Source organism: Pseudomonas sp. 13B_3.2_Bac1 (genome assembly GCF_025466205.1).
In the GTDB taxonomy this organism is placed as follows: Bacteria; Pseudomonadota; Gammaproteobacteria; order Pseudomonadales; family Pseudomonadaceae; genus Aquipseudomonas; species Aquipseudomonas fluorescens_H.
In genome coordinates this window covers 83,096-101,493 of the sequence record NZ_JANLOG010000052.1, presented here as the reverse complement: position 1 = coordinate 101,493, position 18,398 = coordinate 83,096, and the positions used below count along the sequence as shown (strand labels likewise).

The 18,398-nt window shown below is 61.0% G+C and carries 20 protein-coding genes; 12 read left to right on the top strand and 8 right to left on the bottom strand.

What is annotated here, in order from left to right; genetic code table 11:
* The first annotated feature begins 251 nt into the window (after positions 1-251).
* Together rhtA and NTD85_RS08680 are read left to right on the top strand one after the other, a co-directional pair.
* Positions 252-1,139 carry a threonine/homoserine exporter RhtA gene (rhtA, locus tag NTD85_RS08685; protein ID WP_003226634.1) on the top strand — a complete coding sequence of 296 codons (888 nt, stop codon included), beginning with the start codon at positions 252-254 and terminating at the stop codon, positions 1,137-1,139.
* A 169-nt stretch (positions 1,140-1,308) separates the two neighbouring features.
* Complete coding sequence (locus NTD85_RS08680; protein WP_007965435.1) at positions 1,309-1,590, top strand: hypothetical protein; 282 nt, start codon at positions 1,309-1,311, stop codon at positions 1,588-1,590.
* Position 1,591: 1 nt separating this feature from the next.
* On the opposite strand, the gene NTD85_RS08675 is transcribed toward NTD85_RS08680, so the two are convergent.
* Positions 1,592-2,170 carry a TetR/AcrR family transcriptional regulator gene (locus NTD85_RS08675; RefSeq protein WP_103486599.1) on the bottom strand — a complete coding sequence of 193 codons (579 nt, stop codon included), beginning with the start codon at positions 2,168-2,170 and terminating at the stop codon, positions 1,592-1,594.
* Positions 2,171-2,262: 92 nt separating this feature from the next.
* On the opposite strand from NTD85_RS08675, the gene NTD85_RS08670 reads away from it, so the two are divergent.
* Positions 2,263-2,991: an SDR family oxidoreductase gene (locus NTD85_RS08670; protein ID WP_103486598.1), complete on the top strand. Its 729-nt coding sequence runs from the start codon at positions 2,263-2,265 to the stop codon at positions 2,989-2,991.
* Positions 2,992-3,028: 37 nt separating this feature from the next.
* A complete protein-coding gene (locus tag NTD85_RS08665) occupies positions 3,029-3,625 on the top strand; it encodes a 2-hydroxychromene-2-carboxylate isomerase (protein ID WP_262141968.1) in 597 nt (198 codons plus the stop codon).
* A gap of 49 nt (positions 3,626-3,674) precedes the next feature.
* Here NTD85_RS08665 and NTD85_RS08660 read toward each other — a convergent pair whose 3' ends face one another.
* The 4 genes from NTD85_RS08660 to NTD85_RS08645 form a co-directional block, all read right to left on the bottom strand.
* Positions 3,675-5,483 (bottom strand): aminopeptidase P family protein, encoded by a 1,809-nt coding sequence (locus tag NTD85_RS08660; RefSeq protein ID WP_262141967.1) that lies wholly within the window; start codon positions 5,481-5,483, stop codon positions 3,675-3,677.
* A gap of 55 nt (positions 5,484-5,538) precedes the next feature.
* A complete protein-coding gene (locus tag NTD85_RS08655) occupies positions 5,539-6,705 on the bottom strand; it encodes an aminotransferase class V-fold PLP-dependent enzyme (protein ID WP_262141966.1) in 1,167 nt (388 codons plus the stop codon).
* Positions 6,706-6,910: 205 nt separating this feature from the next.
* Entirely contained in the window at positions 6,911-7,525 is a 615-nt protein-coding gene (locus NTD85_RS08650; RefSeq protein WP_262141964.1) for a LysE family translocator, read from the bottom strand.
* A 101-nt stretch (positions 7,526-7,626) separates the two neighbouring features.
* Positions 7,627-7,884 (bottom strand): hypothetical protein, encoded by a 258-nt coding sequence (locus NTD85_RS08645; protein WP_041069780.1) that lies wholly within the window; start codon positions 7,882-7,884, stop codon positions 7,627-7,629.
* A gap of 392 nt (positions 7,885-8,276) precedes the next feature.
* Here NTD85_RS08645 and msuE point away from each other — a divergent pair, with 392 nt between their 5' ends.
* The 4 genes from msuE (at position 8,277) to NTD85_RS08625 (ending at position 12,460) form a co-directional block, all read left to right on the top strand.
* Entirely contained in the window at positions 8,277-8,840 is a 564-nt protein-coding gene (msuE, locus tag NTD85_RS08640) for an FMN reductase (RefSeq protein ID WP_201136976.1), read from the top strand.
* A gap of 10 nt (positions 8,841-8,850) precedes the next feature.
* Positions 8,851-9,996: an FMNH2-dependent alkanesulfonate monooxygenase gene (gene ssuD, locus NTD85_RS08635; RefSeq protein WP_262141963.1), complete on the top strand. Its 1,146-nt coding sequence runs from the start codon at positions 8,851-8,853 to the stop codon at positions 9,994-9,996.
* A gap of 147 nt (positions 9,997-10,143) precedes the next feature.
* Complete coding sequence (locus NTD85_RS08630; RefSeq protein WP_262141962.1) at positions 10,144-11,331, top strand: acyl-CoA dehydrogenase family protein; 1,188 nt, start codon at positions 10,144-10,146, stop codon at positions 11,329-11,331.
* A gap of 25 nt (positions 11,332-11,356) precedes the next feature.
* Positions 11,357-12,460: a sigma-54 interaction domain-containing protein gene (locus tag NTD85_RS08625; protein WP_003226649.1), complete on the top strand. Its 1,104-nt coding sequence runs from the start codon at positions 11,357-11,359 to the stop codon at positions 12,458-12,460.
* Here the strand turns inward: NTD85_RS08625 and NTD85_RS08620 are convergent.
* On the bottom strand, positions 12,457-12,822 hold the full coding sequence (locus tag NTD85_RS08620; protein WP_003226650.1) for an antibiotic biosynthesis monooxygenase: 366 nt from the start codon (positions 12,820-12,822) through the stop codon (positions 12,457-12,459). The genes NTD85_RS08625 and NTD85_RS08620 overlap by 4 nt on opposite strands.
* A 95-nt stretch (positions 12,823-12,917) precedes the next feature.
* Between NTD85_RS08620 and soxR the strand changes: the two genes are divergently transcribed.
* The 4 genes from soxR to NTD85_RS08600 all read left to right on the top strand — a co-directional run bounded on the left by soxR (position 12,918) and on the right by NTD85_RS08600 (position 16,019).
* On the top strand, positions 12,918-13,367 hold the full coding sequence (gene soxR / locus NTD85_RS08615) for a redox-sensitive transcriptional activator SoxR (protein WP_003226652.1): 450 nt from the start codon (positions 12,918-12,920) through the stop codon (positions 13,365-13,367).
* Positions 13,368-13,470: 103 nt separating this feature from the next.
* Positions 13,471-13,929, top strand: a complete 459-nt coding sequence (locus NTD85_RS08610; protein ID WP_003226653.1) for a VOC family protein — start codon at positions 13,471-13,473, stop codon at positions 13,927-13,929.
* A gap of 239 nt (positions 13,930-14,168) precedes the next feature.
* A complete protein-coding gene (locus NTD85_RS08605) occupies positions 14,169-15,044 on the top strand; it encodes an alpha/beta fold hydrolase (protein WP_262141961.1) in 876 nt (291 codons plus the stop codon).
* A 24-nt stretch (positions 15,045-15,068) separates the two neighbouring features.
* The gene (locus NTD85_RS08600) at positions 15,069-16,019 is read left to right on the top strand and encodes a LysR substrate-binding domain-containing protein (RefSeq protein ID WP_262141960.1); all 951 of its coding nucleotides are present in this window, start codon (positions 15,069-15,071) and stop codon (positions 16,017-16,019) included.
* A gap of 123 nt (positions 16,020-16,142) precedes the next feature.
* Here the strand turns inward: NTD85_RS08600 and leuD are convergent, their stop codons facing one another.
* Positions 16,143-16,757, bottom strand: coding sequence for a 3-isopropylmalate dehydratase small subunit (gene leuD / locus NTD85_RS08595; protein ID WP_262141959.1), 615 nt, complete (start codon positions 16,755-16,757; stop codon positions 16,143-16,145).
* Positions 16,754-18,172 (bottom strand): 3-isopropylmalate dehydratase large subunit, encoded by a 1,419-nt coding sequence (gene leuC / locus NTD85_RS08590; protein ID WP_262141957.1) that lies wholly within the window; start codon positions 18,170-18,172, stop codon positions 16,754-16,756. Before leuC ends, leuD begins: the two co-directional genes overlap by 4 nt.
* Positions 18,173-18,398: the final 226 nt, after the last annotated feature.

Here is an 18,398-nt window from a genome sequence, read left to right as displayed (position 1 = left end):
TTCGATGAACTGAAGCAAGCCACTGTCGAAAACTTCGTAACTCATTGAATCTCAAGGAGTTTTCCGTTTCAACTGCGCCGGAAGTGGGGCGAATTATAGACCTCCAGAATCTGCCGTCAACCGTTAATTTCAGTTTTCTGTCGAGCCCCTGAAAAAGCCTGCTTATATATAGACGCAGTGTCAGCGAATGAGCAGTATATTGCCCAAACCCAAAGCAACACCCTGCTCTCACCTTCGGATGATGCCTCGCAATGACTGACCAACCTCGCTCTCTGGCCTCAATGCTGTTCCCGGTTGGCCTGTTATTAATCGCCATGGCTTCCATCCAGTCCGGCGCCTCTCTGGCCAAGAGCATGTTCCCGGTGGTTGGCGCCCAAGGGACGACCACCCTGCGCCTGGTTTTCGCCAGCGTTATCATGCTGTTGCTGCTGCGCCCGTGGCGCGCCAGGCTGACCGCTCAATCCTTGCGCACGGTGATCGTTTACGGAATGGCGCTGGGCGGGATGAACTTCCTCTTCTATATGTCACTGCGCACCGTGCCACTGGGGATCGCAGTCGCACTCGAATTCACTGGCCCGCTGGCCGTCGCCATTTATGCCTCGCGCCGCGCAATCGACTTTCTCTGGATTGCCCTGGCAGCGGTCGGCCTGCTGCTGTTGATCCCGACCGGAGCGACATCAGCGGGAATTGATCTGGTTGGTGCCGGTTATGCCTTGGGCGCCGGCGTGTGCTGGGCGCTGTACATTCTGTTCGGCCAGAAGGCCGGTGCCGACAACGGCGTCACGACTGCGGCCCTCGGCGTGATGATCGCCGCATTATTCGTCGCCCCGATCGGCATCGTGCATGCCGGTGCAGCGCTACTCACCCCGTCGCTGATCCCGGTCGCCATCGGCGTCGCCATCCTCTCAACTGCCTTGCCCTATACGCTGGAAATGGTCGCCCTCACCCGCATTCCAGCCCGCACCTTCGGCACCTTGATGAGCATTGAACCGGCCTTTGGTGCGCTGTCGGGGCTGTTGTTTCTGCAGGAATACCTCACGCTGTCACAATGGATGGCGATCCTCTGCATTATTCTCGCCTCGGTCGGAGCAACCATGACCATGGGCAGTTCCGCCAAGCCCGCCATTGCGGCAGATTGAAACAGGATTTGACGAAGGTCTGGCAATTGGCGTTCATTTAGGCCATGTTTAGGCCCCTTAACTCAGTGCCAGGCATGGATTTTTTCGGATAGGGATATCGAACCGCTTAAAGCGCAGGCGAATACAGGCAGACCCGAGCGCCAGACTCGCGGCTACCATAAGGACGGTAATGAAACGAATTTTGATACTGATCGCTGTATTGGCAGTAGCGGGGTGCGCAGCGACCTCCAAGACCCAGGTGAAGCACGGTAAAAAAGGGCTACACATCAACTGTTCCGGGCTGTCGTCCTCTTGGGACAAGTGCTACACCAGCGCCGCCAATGCTTGCGCCCCAAAGGGCTACAAAGTCATCGCCAAATCAGGGGACGCCGTGGAAGAGCCAGGCGACTACCCATTCGGTCTCAATCCGGCCGGCTATACCAGCCGCAGCATGATCGTCATCTGCAAATGAATCATTCTGGCTGCTCGCCTCGTCGAGCAGCCAGCTGACGCCCGATCTCCTCATGGCTGGACTTCAAGACCGTCCGTTGAATGTCCGGTGTCACCAGCATCCTCGCCACCACCAGTGCCCCGACACATTGCGACAGAATCGCCCATGCCAGGCTGTCGCTCTCCAGAATCTGTGCCCAACTGGCTTGCAGCCGACAAATCCACAACTCTGCCTGCTCACGAACCTGATCATCTGAACGGGCAATTTCCGCGCCCAGCGTCGGCAAGGCGCAGCCCGATTCTGGCTGCTCTACGTGGGCCATGCTCAGGTATTGTTTGAGACAGCGCTCCAGCCGCTCACGATCCTGTGCTCCCTGCCCTCCGAGTCGCTCCAGGCTTTGACACAGTTCGCGCTCGACGATGGCCGTGAACAGCGCGTCTTTCGAAGAGAAGTGACTATAAAAAGCTGCGCCACTGAGGCCGATAGCCTTCATCAAACCATCGACCCCGACAGTCGAAAAGCCCGAACGCTTGGCTGACAGCGCGCTGCTGTTCAGCAGTTTTTCTCGGGTTTCCAGCTTGTGACCAGCGGAATACCGCATGTACTTGCCCTCTTTATCGACCGCCTTGACGTTATCCGGATCCTAGCATAACGTTCGTTCACTTAACGATCGTTTACTAAAGGGATTCACCCATGAATAACAAGAAGGTCGTGTTAGTGGTTGGTGCCGGTGATGCCACGGGCGGAGCGATTGCCAAGCGTTTTGCCAAAGAGGGTTTTGTCGCTTGCGTCACCCGCCGCAGCGCCGACAAATTGCAGCCGCTGGTCGACGCGATTCAGGCCGAAGGTGGCGAAGCACACGGTTTTGCCTGCGATGCGCGCAAGGAAGAAGACGTCATTGCCCTGATTGAAGACATCGAAACCCGCCTCGGCCCGATCGAAGCGTTTGTCTTCAACATCGGCGCCAACGTGCCTTGCAGCATTCTTGAAGAAACCGCACGCAAGTATTTCAAGATCTGGGAAATGGCCTGTTTCTCGGGTTTTCTCAATGCCCGCGAAGTGGCCAAGCGCATGGTCACCCGTAAACGCGGCACCATTCTGTTCACCGGCGCCACCGCCGGGCTGCGTGGTGCTTCCGGATTTGCCGCATTTGCCGGCGCCAAACACGGTATCCGTGCACTGGCGCAAAGCATGGCGCGCGAGTTGGGCCCGATGAATATCCATGTCGCCCATGTAGTGGTCGATGGCGCTATCGATACCGACTTCATCCGCAACAGTTTCCCCGAGAAGTACGCGACCAAGGATCAGGACGGCATTCTCAACCCCGAACATATCGCCGAAAACTATTGGTACCTGCACAGTCAGCCACGGGATGCCTGGACATTCGAGCTGGACCTGCGCCCCTGGAACGAACGCTGGTAAGCCCCTCCTCCATAACAATAATCAGAGAGCAGCGAAGATGACGAAAACCGTGGAGTTCTATTTCGACCTCGGCAGCCCTGCCACCTACCTGGCCTACACGCAGTTGCCGAAGATCTGTGCCCAGACTGGCAGCCAACTGATCTACATCCCGATGCTGCTGGGCGGTGTGTTCAAGGCGACCGGCAACGCCTCACCGGCAATGATTCCGGCAAAGGGCCGCTACATGTTTCAGGATCTGGATCGCTACGCCAAACGTTATGACGTGCCGCTCAAGTTCAATCCGCACTTCCCGATCAACACGCTGACATTGATGCGTGCCGTCACTGGGATACAACTGCACCAGCCAGAACGCTTTCAGGCGTTTATCGATTGTCTTTTCAAGGCGCTGTGGGTGGAGGGGCGCCCTCTCGATAAGCCGGCCACCGTCGCTGCGGTATTGAGCGAACACGGCTTCGCCCCCGATGAAGTACTGGCCCTGACCAACGACGAGTCGGTCAAGGCTGTACTCAAGGAGAATACGGAGACAGCGGTAAAACGCGGCGTGTTTGGTGCACCGAGCATGTTCATCGGCAACCAGATGTTCTTCGGACAGGACCGGCTCGACTTCGTCGAAGAAGCCCTGCGCCAAGCCTGAATCAGCAGCAGAACTCAGGCGCTGGCAATAGCGCCTGAGCTTCAACCATTCAGATCGCCGCTGTGCGCGTGTTCAGCCACTCCAGCGCGGCCCCCTCAAGCAATGGACTCAGACGCTCACGCACTTCGGCATGGTAGGCGTTGAACCACTGCTTCTCTTCCTGCGTCAGCAAGGATGGCTCCAGGCAACGCGTGTCGATCGGGCACAGGGTCAGCGTTTCAAACTTGAGGAACTCGCCAAACTCGCTGCTCCCCGCCCCGCGGTTCATTGCCAGATTCTCGATCCGCACGCCCCAACGACCCGGACGATAGGTGCCCGGTTCAATCGAGGTGATCATCCCCGGTTGCATCGCCGTTTGCGGTGCCGGTGCTGCCTGATAGGCGATCACCTGCGGGCCTTCGTGCACGTTGAGGAAATAGCCGACCCCATGACCGGTGCCATGACCGTAATCCACGCTTTCCGCCCAGATCGGCGCGCGAGCGATGGCATCGAGCAACGGCGACAGAATGCCTTTCGGGAACTGCGCCCGCGACAGGGCGATCACGCCCTTGAGCACGCGAGTGCAGTCACGCTTCTGCTCAGCCGTCGGCGTACCCACCGGCACCATTCGAGTGATGTCGGTAGTACCACCGAGGTATTGGCCGCCCGAGTCGATCAGCAACAAGCCGTCGCCCTCGATCACCGCATGTTCTTCTTCGGTAGCGTGATAGTGCGGCATTGCACCATTGGCATTGAACGCGGCAATCGTATTGAAACTCAGCGACACGTAATCCGGACGGCGCTCACGGGCAGCGGTGAGTTTTTCATCGATGGTCAGTTCGGTGATGCGCTCGCGGCCCCAGGCCGATTCCAGCCAGGCGAAGAATTCACACAACGCCGCGCCATCCTGCTCCATGGCCTTGCGGATGTGCTGCGCATCGGCCTCGCTTTTTTGCGATTTGGCGAGGGTGGTCGGGTTCAAGCCTTCGATCAGTTTCACCGCACTGTTCAAGTTATCCAGCAATCCGCTGGTCACCCGCGCCGGATCCACCAGCAGGCTCGCGCCGCCTGGTACAGCGCGCAAGGCGTCGGCGACTTCACGGTAATCGCGCAGGGTCACGCCGTCCCGCTCCAGCACCGCACGCAGCTCGGCATCGACTTTGCTCAAGGCCACGAACAGCGTTGCTTGCTGTTGATTGATCAACGCAAAAGAAACAAACACCGGGTTGAACGACACGTCGCCGCCACGCAGGTTGAACAGCCAGGCGATATCATCGAGGGTGGCGATGAAGTGCCAATCGGCGCCACGTTCCTGCAGGGTCTCGCGCAGTTTGGCGAGTTTTTCGCCACGGCTGACCGTCGCTTGCGGTGGCAGATGTTGATAGATCGGCGCGTTCGGCAGGCTCGGGCGATCCGACCAGACTTCATTCAGCAAGTCGATGTCGGTACGCAGACGCGCGCCGCGGGCCTCAAGCTTGCTGCTCAGGGTTCGTGCCGAAGCCACGGCCATCACCGCACCGTCGACCGCGACTACGCCACCTTCCGGGGTCTGCTCGGCCAGCCAGTCCAGCGGGCTCGGCTGCCCCGGTTGCAGCTTGACCAGTTCGATGCCGCTGCCCTTGAGTTCCTTGGTCGCCTGTTCCCAATAGCGACTGTCGGCCCAGACCCCGGCGAATTCAGCAGTCACGATCAAAGTGCCGACCGAACCATGGAAGCCCGACAGCCATTGCCGCCCCTGCCAGTAGCCCGGCAGGTACTCCGACAGATGCGGGTCGGCCGATGGCACCAGCAACGCATGAATGCCTTCGCGGCGCATCAGTTCACGGGTGTGCGCCAGGCGCTGGGGAACCGTTCCTTCGGTCAAAGTCTGGGTACTCATCATGTCTCCTGCCAATCACTTCATCGTTATTGTTCGTAGCCGTATAAACGGCTGGTTAAAGCCCTGTCGTCCAGAATGCCGGGGCACTGGCGCAGGCGCTTTTGATCAGTTCTGCCGCCTGATCGATATCGTCGGCGGTGGTAAAGCGGCCAAGGCTCAGGCGAATCGTGCGACCGGCCAGCCGTGCGTCGTGCCCCAGCGCCAGCAACACGTGAGAGGGTGTGTTGCTCGCCGAATTACAGGCCGAGGTTGCGGAAAAAGCGATCGAATGGCTCAAGGCTGCACTGTTGAACTCACCTTCGCTGAAGGTCAGGCTCAAGGTATGCGCGATGCGCTGGCTGGCGCTGCCGTTGAGGCGCACGCCCGGCAGGCTCAGCAACTGTTCAAGCAACCGCTCACGCAGCGCCACGATGGACTTTTTCTCGGCATCGAATTCGGCAGCCGCCAAGGCGAATGCCGCGCCCATGCCGGCGATCTGATGCGTCGCCAGAGTCCCGGAGCGCAGCCCGCCTTCGTGGCCGCCGCCATGAATCTGCGCCTGCAAACGCTGTTGCGCGCGCGGGCCGACATACAACGCGCCGATGCCTTTGGGGCCGTAAAGCTTGTGCGCGGAAAACGACATCAGGTCCACCGGCCACTGCTGCAGATCAATCGCCACTTTGCCGGCGCCCTGAGCGGCATCGACATGGAACAACGCCCCACGGCCGCGCACCACTTCACCGATGGCCGGGATATCGTTGAGCGTGCCGAGTTCGTTGTTGACCAGCATCAACGACACCAGAAAGGTGTCGTCGCGCATTGCTTCGCTGACCGCTTGCGGGGTGATCAGACCCTCGGCGTCCGGCACCAGATAGGTCACCGCGACGCCGGCATCCTGCAATTGCCGGGCGGTATCGAGGATGGCTTTGTGTTCGATCTGACTGGTAATGATGTGGCCGCCGGCAACACCGCGCGCCTGGGCCACACCCTTGAGGGCGAGGTTGTTGGATTCGGTGGCGCCGGAGGTCCAGACGATCTGCGCAGCCTCGGCACCGACCAGTTCGGCGACTTGCCGACGGGCCTGCTCGACCGTTTGCCGGGCCTGCTGGCCGAAGGCGTGGGAGCTGGAAGCCGGGTTGCCGAAGTTACCGTGAAAACCCAGACAGTCGATCATCACCTGAATGACCCGCTCGTCCACCGGGGTGGTGGCGGCGTAATCGAAATACAACGGACGTTTATTCATAAAAGACTCGCAGAGCGTGTTCCGGGATCAGGAGGCTCGTGTCTGCAAACGGCACAGCGCAGCCTTGTGAGCTGCGCCTGGGTTCGAGACCGTCATCAATACCTGATCGGATGCCGTTAAAGAAGAACAACTTCATTTAAAAGTGCGTAGGAACGCTCCTGAAGTCGAGCTTAACAGGCATCGGGCCGACGGTTGAAGCAATGCGTCAGTGAAAGCTTTCGAGAAGCAGCGGGTACAGCGAAATCACCAACAGCGCCGCCATGCCCCAGTTGAACACGCGCAACCAGCGCGGGTCCTTCAGCACATTGCGCAGCAGCGTGCCGCACGCCGCCCAGACACCGACGCTGGGCAGGTTGATGATGGCGAACACGGCGGCGATGACCACCACGTTGGTGAAATAACCCTGCATCGGCGTGTACGTGCTGATGGCACCGATGGCCATGATCCAGGCCTTGGGATTGACCCATTGAAACGCGGCGGCACCGAGATAGCTGATCGGCTTGGCCTCACCTTCGACGCCCTCGCCTACCGGGCCCGAATGGGCGATTTTCCACGCCAGGTACAGCAAATACGCGGCACCGAGATAGCGCAACACGGTGTAAAGAATCGGGTAAGTCTGGAACACCGCGCCGAGGCCAAAGCCCACTGCGACCACCAATACGAAGAAACCGCAGGTGATGCCGAGCATGTGAGGAATGGTGCGGTTGAAGCCGAAGTTCACGCCCGATGCCAGCAACATGGCGTTGTTCGGCCCCGGTGTAATCGAGGTGACAAGGGCAAACAGGGCAAAGCCCAACAGCAGATCAAGCGAGAGGGTCATGGGAGCAATCCGTCGGGGGTCATTCAGGTGTTGACCCTATCGCACGGCAGCCCGCAAACCCACGGACAGTTACGCGAAAATACGAGCAGTACAGTTTTCGATTAACTTGGACGACCGTGCAGCTGTATCGCACGTCCGGCGCTCATTTCAGCTTTCTTGTCGAATTGCGATTCGCCCAGCAGTGCCGCTTTCTTCGCGTGATATTCGTCGAAGGACAAGCCGCTGCGGTTCAGCGCTTCCATCGCCAGTTCGCGGGTTTCTTCGGCGGTGTACGGCCGTTGTTCAGGGGAAACGTGGGTCGCGCAACCGGCAAGTACGGAGACGGCGAGCAGCAGCGAAACAGTCAGTAAACGATTCATGGGGAGCGTCCTGGCGAGCGGTGGTAGTCGATGGACAAAGGCTACGCCCGCGCCCGTGCGGGCAAAAATCAACGCTCTCAATAGTGGCTATCAGGATTTCAGCTTTAACGCTCTCATATCTCCTAACGATCTATAAATATCGATTAACGTTCTTTTACGGAATAACCAGCAGCCGCTATAAATCCCTGCACGCGGCGAACAACTGTTGCTCCAGCAACTGTTGCCCAGGCAACAGCAGATCAACAAACCCGCCTGATATCTGCACAACCGACTCCCGCCAGAACGCTCAAGCCCAGGTAATCCGGGCCTCTCAGGAATTGGTACAGCGCTTGCTCAAGCCTTGGCACTTACTCACTGCTCGCTGAGCAACTGTTGATAAAAAGGAACTCATCATGTCGCGTCCCCTGAAAGTCGTCGCTCTCTCCGGCGGCACCTGGCGTCCATCGCGCACTCTGGTGCTGACCCAGGCGCTGTTGGCCGAGTTGGCTGGGCACTTGCCGGTCGAGAGTCATCTGATCGAGCTCGGCGATATCGCCCGCCCACTGGGCAGCGCTCTGTCGCGTCAGGAGCTGAGCGCCGAGGTCGAGGCCGAACTGCAAGCCATTGAACAGGCCGATCTGCTGATCGTTGCCGCGCCGGTGTATCGCGGCTCCTATCCGGGCCTGCTCAAGCATTTGTTCGATCTGATCGACCTCAACGCGCTGATCGACACCCCGGTGCTGCTCGCCGCCACCGGTGGCAGCGAGCGCCACGCACTGGTGCTCGATCACCAGTTGCGTCCGCTGTTCAGTTTCTTCCAGGCCGTGACCCTGCCCATTGGCGTGTACGCCACCGAGGCCGACTTCGCCGATTACCAGATCACCAGCGAACCGCTGAAAGCGCGGATTCGCCTGGCTGCCGAACGCGCCGCGCCACTGTTCGGCACGCAAATCAAACCGTTGCTGAAAATCGCTTAAGGAGCTGCTCATGGATGTTTTCTGGTTCCTGCCGACCCACGGCGACGGCCATTACCTGGGCACCACCCAAGGCGCGCGCCCGGTCACCCTGAATTATCTGAAACAAGTGGCGCAAGCCGCCGACAGCCTCGGCTATCACGGCGTGCTGATTCCCACCGGGCGCTCTTGCGAAGACTCGTGGGTGATCGCTTCGGCGCTGGTACCGTTGACCGAACGTCTGCGTTATCTGGTGGCGATCCGGCCGGGGATCATTTCGCCAACCGTTTCGGCCCGTATGGCGGCGACACTCGATCGACTGTCCAACGGTCGTCTGCTGATCAACGTGGTGACCGGCGGCGATCCTGACGAAAACCGTGGCGACGGCAGCTTCCTCAGCCACAGCGAACGCTACGAAGTCACCGACGAATTCCTCAAGATCTGGCGCCGGGTGTTGCAAGGCGAATCAGTGGATTTCGAAGGCAAGCACCTGAAAGTACAGAACGCCAAGGCCCTCTATCCGCCAGTGCAGAAACCCTATCCGCCGCTGTATTTCGGCGGCTCGTCCGACGCGGCGCACGACCTGGCCGCCGAGCAGGTGGACGTATACCTGACCTGGGGCGAACCGCCCGCCGCCGTCGCCGAAAAACTCGCCGATGTGCGTGAGCGCGCCGCTCGGCATGGACGCAAGGTGAAGTTCGGTATTCGCCTGCACGTGATCGTTCGCGAGACCGCCGAAGAGGCGTGGAAGGCTGCGGACAAATTAATCGAACACATCAGCGACGAGACCATCGAGGCGGCGCAAAAGTCCTTCTCGCGCTTCGATTCCGAAGGTCAGCGGCGCATGGCGGCGTTGCACGATGGTCGTCGCGACAACCTGGAAATCGCCCCCAATCTGTGGGCCGGCGTTGGTCTGGTACGCGGCGGTGCCGGTACGGCGCTGGTGGGCAATCCGCAGCAAGTGGCCGCGCGGATCAAGGAGTACGCCGACCTCGGTATCGAGAGTTTTATCTTCTCCGGCTATCCGCATCTGGAAGAGGCGTACCGCTTTGCCGAACTGGTGTTCCCGCTGTTGCCCGAGCCGTACGCAAGTCTGGCCGGACGCGGCGTGACCAACCTCACCGGGCCGTTTGGCGAAATGATTGCCAACGATGTGTTGCCCGGCCAAGCCAAGGCCTGACCAAAATCCCCTGTGGGAGCGGGCTTGCTCGCGAAGGCGGAGTGTCAGGCACCAGAATATTGACTGAACTGACGCCTTCGCGAGCAAGTCGAACCGTCGCACCGCCGCTCCTACAGGGGGGATTGCATCGATTTTGAGGAACACCGTGTGACCGCCAAACCACAAAGCACCCTGCTCTCCCCGCTGCAGACTGCCCGCCAACTGGCTGCCGAATTCGCCCTCACCGCCGTCGAGCGTGACGAGCGCGGCGGCACGCCGAAGGCCGAACGCGATGCCCTGCGCGACAGCGGCCTGCTGGCCCTGAGCATTCCCACCCGCTACGGCGGGCTCGGCGCGACATGGAGCGAAACCCTGCAGATCGTGCGCGAGTTCGCCAAGGTCGACAGTTCCATCGCCCACGTCTTCGGCTTTCATCACCTGATGCTCGCCACCGTGCGTCTGTTCTCGCGGCCGGAACAATGGCAGCCGTGGTTCGAACAGACCGCGCGACAGAACTGGTTCTGGGGCAACGCCCTCAACCCGCTCGACACCCGCACCGTGGTCAAGGATTTCGGCGGTTGGCGCGAGTTTTCCGGGAAGAAAAGCTTCTGTTCCGGCGCCAGCGATTCACAAATGCTGATCGCCTCGGCCGTCGACGAAAGTGCCGGCGGCAAATTGCTGATCGCGGCGATCCCCAGCGGTCGCAGCGGCATCACCCTGCACGACGACTGGAACAACATCGGCCAGCGCCAGACTGACAGCGGCAGCGCCACGTTCGAACGGGTGCGGGTCGAAGAGTCCGAGCTGCTGCTTGATCCCGGCCCGTTGAGCACACCGTTCGCCTGCCTGCGTCCGCTGATTGCGCAATTGACCTTCACCCATATGTTTCTCGGGATCGCCGAAGGCGCTTTTGAAGAAGCCCGGCTATACACCCTGAGCGAAACCCGTCTCTGGCACAAATCCGTAGCCCGCAACGTGCGTGAAGACCCGTACGTGCTCGCGCATTACGGCGAGTTCTGGGTCGCGCTGGAAGGCATTCGCTTGCTGGTCGAACGGGCCGCCGCGCTGCTCGACGAGGCCTGGGCCAAAGGCCCGAACCTGACCGCAGAGGAACGTGGACATCTGGCCACGGCGATTGCCACCGCCAAGGTCGCCGCCAGTCGTCAGGGGCTGGAGATTTGCAGCCGCTTGTTCGAAGTCACTGGCGCGCGTTCGACCCACGCCTCGCTGCGCCTCGACCGGCACTGGCGCAACCTGCGCACGCAGACCCTGCACGACCCGCTCGATTACAAACTTCATGAGTTGGGCGACTGGGCGCTGAATCAGGCGCTCCCGGTGCCGACGTTCTATTCCTGATCTTGCCATTAATGGAGCGAGTCCCATGCAACTGTTGACCCTTCCGCCCTCACCCGCTCTGGCGACGTCGATCCGCGCCACCGCGCAGGTCTTCGAAGACCCCAAGTCCCAGGCCCTGCTCGCGCATCTGCAACAGGTCGCGCCGAGCGAAGCCAGCGTGCTGATCATTGGCGAGACCGGCACCGGCAAGGAGCTGGTGGCGCGGCATATCCACAATCTGAGCCACCGCCGGCATCGGCCGTTTGTCGCGGTCAACTGCGGTGCGTTCTCCGAATCGCTGGTGGAAGCCGAGCTGTTCGGCCATGAAAAAGGCGCCTTCACTGGCGCCCTCAGCGCCAAAGCCGGGTGGTTCGAAGAGGCGGATGGCGGCACCTTGTTCCTCGACGAAATCGGTGATTTGCCGATGGCGATTCAGGTCAAGTTGCTGCGGGTGTTGCAGGAGCGCGAAGTGGTGCGCCTCGGTTCGCGCAAAAGCATTCCGATCGATGTGCGCGTGCTGGCGGCGACCAACGTGCAACTGGAGAAAGCGATCAATGCCGGCAACTTCCGCGAAGACCTGTTCTACCGATTGAACGTGGTCAATCTGGAACTCAGTCCGTTGCGCGAGCGGCCCGGTGACATCCTGCCGCTGACCCGGCATTTCATCGAGGCCTACAGCCAGCGCCTGGGTTACGGACGGGTCAGCATCAGCCCCGGCGCCGAACAGAAACTGCGCAGCTACAGTTGGCCGGGCAATATTCGCGAACTGGAAAACGTCATCCATCACACCCTGTTGATCTGCCGCAACGGCGTGATCGAACGCGACGATTTGCGCCTGTCGAACCTGCGCATCGAGCGCCCGGACGATCAGCAGTCGAACGCCGACGATTCACCGGAAGCGTTGCTGGAGCGGGCCTTTCAAAAACTCTTCGAACAACAGGCCGGCGCCCTCCACGAAAAAGTCGAAGACGCCCTGCTGCGCGCCGCCTATCGCTTCTGCCATTACAACCAGGTACATACCGCCGCGCTGCTCGGTCTGAGCCGCAACGTCACCCGCACGCGATTGATCAAGATCGGCGAACTGGCGGTGAACAAGCGGCGACTCACGGAGAACCTGCACGGTGAACGCCTGATTCAGTTGTCGATCTAGCCCACCAGATTGCAGTGCAGCGCATCGTCATGACTGCGGGCGATGCTGCTCAACACCTGGAATGAATTGAAGGTCACGGTTTTCGCCTGATGGGCGCGGATCAGCTGCCAGAAATCCTGCTCGCCGCTTTCATAGCGACAGAACGCCGCCTCTCCTGCCTCACGGCTCTGCCATTGCAGCAAGCTCAGCACCCGCCGACCGTCGTCGCTGACCTGGACGCTGGCGCTGACGAAGCCTGCGTAGCGCTGCGCCAGATGTTCGCTCTGCTGCGACAGCGCCGAGACCAATGCCGGTTGCTGGCGCGGCTCGATCTCGAATTCGATCAATTGGGTGAAACTGCGATTTTTCGCTGAAGTTTGCATGAGAAGTCCCCACTCATCGTAAGACGAGTCTTGCGACTCGAAGGCCTGCAGGGTAAAACCTCTAGTTAAGTCAAGGTCAAGAGTCATTTTGCAAAATGATCACCAAGGAAAACCTGCACAAGCAACTCACCGTGGGCGAAGTCGCAGCGCGCAGCGGTGTCGCGGTGACTGCCCTGCACTTTTATGAATCGAAAGGCCTGATCAAGAGCCAGCGCAATGCCGGCAATCAGCGGCGCTATCCACGGGAAGTCTTGCGTCGAGTGGCGTTGATCAAGGTCGCGCAGCGCCTGGGCATTCCGCTGGCGGAAATCGGCGAGGCGCTGAAAATCCTCCCGGACGACCGTGCGCCGACCGCGGCGGACTGGAAAGTCCTGTCCGAACAATGGCGCCGCGAACTGGATGAGCGGATCAATCAACTGACGTTGTTGCGCGACCGGCTGACCGGTTGCATCGGTTGCGGTTGCCTGTCGATGGAGGCCTGCCCGTTGCGCAACCAGGGCGATGTGCTCGGAGAGCAGGGGCCGGGGGCGCATTTTCCGGACTGACGGCTCGTCGGGGAAAAATGCTGGCCGCGCAGACAGTTCTATAGTGAATCCTCCACAAATCCGGTGGAGTTCCACCCCGAAAACAAAGAACAGGGAGAACGTCATGAGCGTCAAACCCATTCCCGAGGGGTATCACAGCATTACCCCGTATCTCGGCATCCTCAAGGCCGCCGAGGCCATCGAGTTCTACAAGAAAGCCTTTGGCGCGACCCAAGTCATGCGCCTGGACATGCCCGACGGGCGCATCGGCCACGCCGAACTACGCATTGGCGATAGCGCGATCATGCTTGGTACACCGTGCGATCAAGGACCGTTGAGCGGCCCGGACAACGCGGTGTCGGTCGGTCTGCATCTGTATGTCACCGATGTCGACAAGTCCTTTCAGCGAGCGCTGGATGCCGGGGCGAGTGCGGTGTCCGAGGTCAAGGATCAGTTTTATGGTGATCGCAGCGGGACGCTGAAGGATCCCTATGGACACGTGTGGTTTCTCGCCACGCGCAAGGAGGATCTGACCGAGGAGCAGATCAAGCAGCGGGCGATGGAGATGTTCAGTCAGGGTTGAGATTTTCAGGGGCCGGGCTGGCCTCTTCGCGGGCAAGCCCGCTCCCACAGGGATCTCTGGTGTTTATACAATGGGTGTCACACAGAAAAACACTGTGGGAGCGGGCTTGCCCGCGAAGGGGCCGGCACTGCCGACACACATCACACTTCATGAACCACCACACCACGCTTCAACCCTTGCCCCGAATGCCGAACACTTTCAGGATGCATCCCACCCGCACCTGAACAAGGATCAGCCCGATGTTTGCCGGATTCGTCAAAGACCAGTGCCACGTCAACGGCGTCGACATCGCCTATCGCCTCGGCGGCAGCGGCCCGGGGCTGTTGCTGTTGCACGGGCATCCGCAGACCCACGTGATCTGGCACAAGATCGCCGAACAACTGGCCGAGCATTTCACCGTCGTTGCCGCCGACCTGCGCGGTTATGGCGACAGCGCCCGACCGGCTGCCGATGAACAACACCGCAACTATTCAAAACGTGAAATGGCCCGAGATAACGTCGCGTTGATGCAGGCGCTGGGGTTCGAACAGTTTTCGATTCTGGCCCACGACCGTGGCGCCCGGGTCGCCCATCGCCTGGCCCTCGACCACCGCGCTGCGGTGCAGCGGATGATGCTGCTGGACATCGCCCCGACCCTGGCGATGTACACGCAGACCAACGAAGCGTTCGCCCGCGCCTATTGGCACTGGTTCTTCCTGATCCGTCCGGCGCCGTTGCCGGAGACCCTGATCGAGGCCGATCCCGAAGGCTATCTGCGCAGTGTGATGGGCAGCCGCAGCGCCGGACTGGCGCCGTTCACCGAGCACGCGTTCGGCGAATACCTGCGCTGCCTGCAACGTCCCGGCAGCGCCCGGGGCATTTGCGAGGATTACCGCGCCAGCGCCAGTATCGACCTGGAACATGACCGGGCCGACATCGCTGCTGGCCATCATCTTGATCTGCCGCTGCGGGTATTGTGGGGTGCGCAAGGCACGGTCGGGCGTTGCTTCGATCCGCTCAAGGAATGGCAGCAAGTGGCGACCAACGTCAGCGGCAAGTCACTGCCCGCCGGGCATTATCTGGCCGAAGAAGTGCCGGAACTGCTGCTCGCCGAGGCGCTGGATTTCCTGCGCTGAACCGAGCCGTTCCTGGCCGATGCTATGCTGGCGGCTTGTGCCGCCAGTGCTCGTTCCCACATGTCCCAGAACAAAGACCCCGTGCCCCTGCCCGAAGACTTGCGCGTGCTGCTGACCGTGATCCGCAAGAACGGTTTCGCCGCTGCCGCCGATGAGTTGGGGCTGTCCCCGGCCTACGTCAGCAAACGCATCCAGATTCTCGAATCGACCCTCGGCACCCGCCTGCTGCACCGCACCAGTCGCCGGGTGTCGCTGACCGAGGACGGCGAGCGGGTGCAGCGCTGGGCCTTGCGCATCCTCGATGATTTCCAGCAACTGCACGACGACCTCGCCGACGCCCACGACAGCCCGCGCGGGCGTTTGCACATCTGCAGCAGTTTCGGCTTCGGTCGCAACCATGTGGCGCCTGCGGTTTCGCGGCTGGCCGAACGGCACCCGCAATTGCAGATTCGCCTGGACCTGTTCGACCGCGCAGTGGACATCGTCAACGAGGGTTTCGATCTGGAAATCCGCGTCGGCGACGACCTGCCCGGCCAGCACATCGGCCGGCAACTGGTGCGCAACCGCCGGGTGCTGTGCGCCGCACCCGAATACCTTGAGCGCCGAGGCACCCCGCAGACCCTGGACGATCTGCAACAACACGACTGCCTGGTGATCAAGGAGCGCGACAACGCGTTCGGCGTCTGGAATCTGGACCGCAACGGCACGCAGGAAAGTGTGCGGGTCAGTGGGCCGTTGTCTTCCAACCACGGCGAAATCGTCCTGCAATGGGCGCTCGACGGCCGCGGCGTGTTGCTGCGTTCATTGTGGGATGTAAAACCGTTGCTGGAACAGGGCCGACTGGTGCCGGTGCTGACCGATTACAGCCAGAGCGCCAATGTCTGGGCGGTGTACCCGACGCGGCTGGCCAACTCCGGCAAGCTGCGGGCGTGTGTGGAGTTTTTGCAGGGGCATTTCAAGGGTCTTTCTCTCTAGCCCAAACACCACAAAACCCTGTGGGAGCTGGCTTGCCAGCGAAGGCGTCAGCTCAGCCAATATAAATGTTGGATGTGCTGGCCTCATCGCTGGCAAGCCAGCTCCCACAGGGTCAAAGGTGTGTCAGGCCAGCCACGGGTTGGCGGCCAGGTGTTCGCGCTCGAACGCCTCGATCTGCTCACGCCGCTGCAAGGTACTGCCAATCGCATCCAGCCCCAGCAACAGCGCAGTCTTGCGTAAGCCATCAATCTGGAAATCAATCACTTCACCGTCCACCAGTCGAATCTGCTGGGCCTCTAGATCGACATTGATCTGCGCCGTGTCGGGCTGGCTCACCAGTCGGCCAATGCGCTGCACTTGAGCCTCATCCAGAGTGATCAGCAACACCCCGTTGCGCTGGCAGTTGTCGTAGAAGATCCCGGCAAAACGGCTGCCGATCAGCGCGCGAATGCCCATTTGCTGCAATCCCCACACCGCATGTTCGCGACTGGAACCGCAGCCGAAATTCGGCCCGACCACCAGAAAGTTCGCGCCCTGCCAGGCTGGCTGGTTCAACACGAATTCAGGGTTGGGCGTACCGTCGGCAAGAAAACGCAGATCGAAAAACAGCCCACGATCCAGACCCTGACGGTCGATACCCTTGAGAAACTGCTTGGGCATGATCACGTCGGTGTCGACGTTGGCCGCGAGCATTGGCGCAGCCTGACCGCTGACCTGAGTAAAGGGTTGCAGGCTCATGGGCGTTCTCCGAAGTGGCGGATGTCGGTCAGGTGGCCGTTGATCGCCGCGGCGGCGACCATGGCCGGGCTCATCAGGTGCGTGCGCGCCCCCGCGCCCTGCCGGCCTTCGAAATTGCGGTTGGTGCTGGAGGCGCAGCGGTCGCCGGGGGCCAGCACGTCATCGTTCATCGCCAGGCACATCGAACAGCCGGACTGTCGCCATTCAAACCCGGCGTCGATGAAGATCTGCGCCAGCCCTTCGGCTTCGGCCTGGGCGCGGACCTCACTGGAGCCGGGCACGATCATCGCCCGCACATGCCCGGCCACCCGCCGCCCGTGCACGACGCTGGCGGCGTCACGTAAATCTTCGATCCGCGCGTTGGTGCAGGAGCCGATAAAAGCGTGACTGATGACGATATCGCGCAGCGCCATCCCCGCCTCCAGGCCCATGTATTGAAGGGCGCGGCGCATGTCCTGTCGCAGGATCGGATCGTCGATGGTCTGCGGGTCCGGCACCCGTGCGCCAATCGCCGCCGCCTGATCGGGGCTGGTGCCCCAGGTGACCATCGGCTCCAGCAGACTGGCGTCGAGGTACACTTCGCGGTCGAACACGGCGCCGGAATCGCTGCGCAATTCACGCCATTTTTCCACGCCGCGCGCCCAGAGTTCGCCTCGTGGCGCGCGCGGTTTGCCGTTGAGATAAGCAAAGACTTTTTCGTCCGGCGCCATGAACGCGCCGCGCGCGCCCGCCTCGACCGCCATGTTGCAAATGGTCATGCGTGCTTCGACGCTCAGCGCATCAATGGTCGAACCCGAGAACTCGATCGCATAACCCGTGGCCCCCGACGCACCGATCCTGCCGATCAGCGCCATGATCACATCCTTGGAGGTCAGCCCCGGCGCCAGTTCGCCATCCACCGTCACCCGCATGCTTTTCAGGCGCTTGTAGACCAGCGTCTGCGAGGCCAGCAGATGCTCGATCTCCGAGGTGCCGATGCCAAACCCGAACGCCCCCAGCGCACCGTACGTGGTGGTGTGGCTGTCGCCGGCGGCGATGACCATGCCCGGCAGGATGAAACCCTGCTCCGGGGCGATCACATGCTCGATGCCTTGGCGCTTGTCGAGAATATCCAGCAGTTCGATGTCGAAGTCCCGGCAGTTTTCCGCCAGATACGACACCTGCCGCGCACCGCCCGCATCAGGCATCGCCGCCACCCGTTTGGGGGTGGTCGGATTGACATGATCGACCACCGCCAGCGCCGTGGCCGGCCGCCAGACCTTGCGCCCGGCAGCGCGCAGACCGCTGAATGCCTGTGGACTGGTGTATTCGTTGATCACCTGACGGTCGATATACAGCAGCACATGGCCTTGGTCGTCGAGGCGGCACACGGTGTGCGAATCGATGTGTTTGTCGTAGAGGGTTCTGGGGCTCATCAGGGTGCTCACTCAGGGAAATCCGGTGCTCTCCATCATAGGGAGCGCCGACCGGCCATCAATTGCCTGACAGTGAGTGCGGCATTCATGAATCGTGTTTGATCGGCTGATCACCAAACACTCCCTGTAGGAGCGGGCTTGCTCGCGAAAGCGTCCTCTCAGTCGACATCCTTATTGAATGAACCACCGCATTCGCGAGCAAGCCCGCTCCCACAGGGGGGTGGTG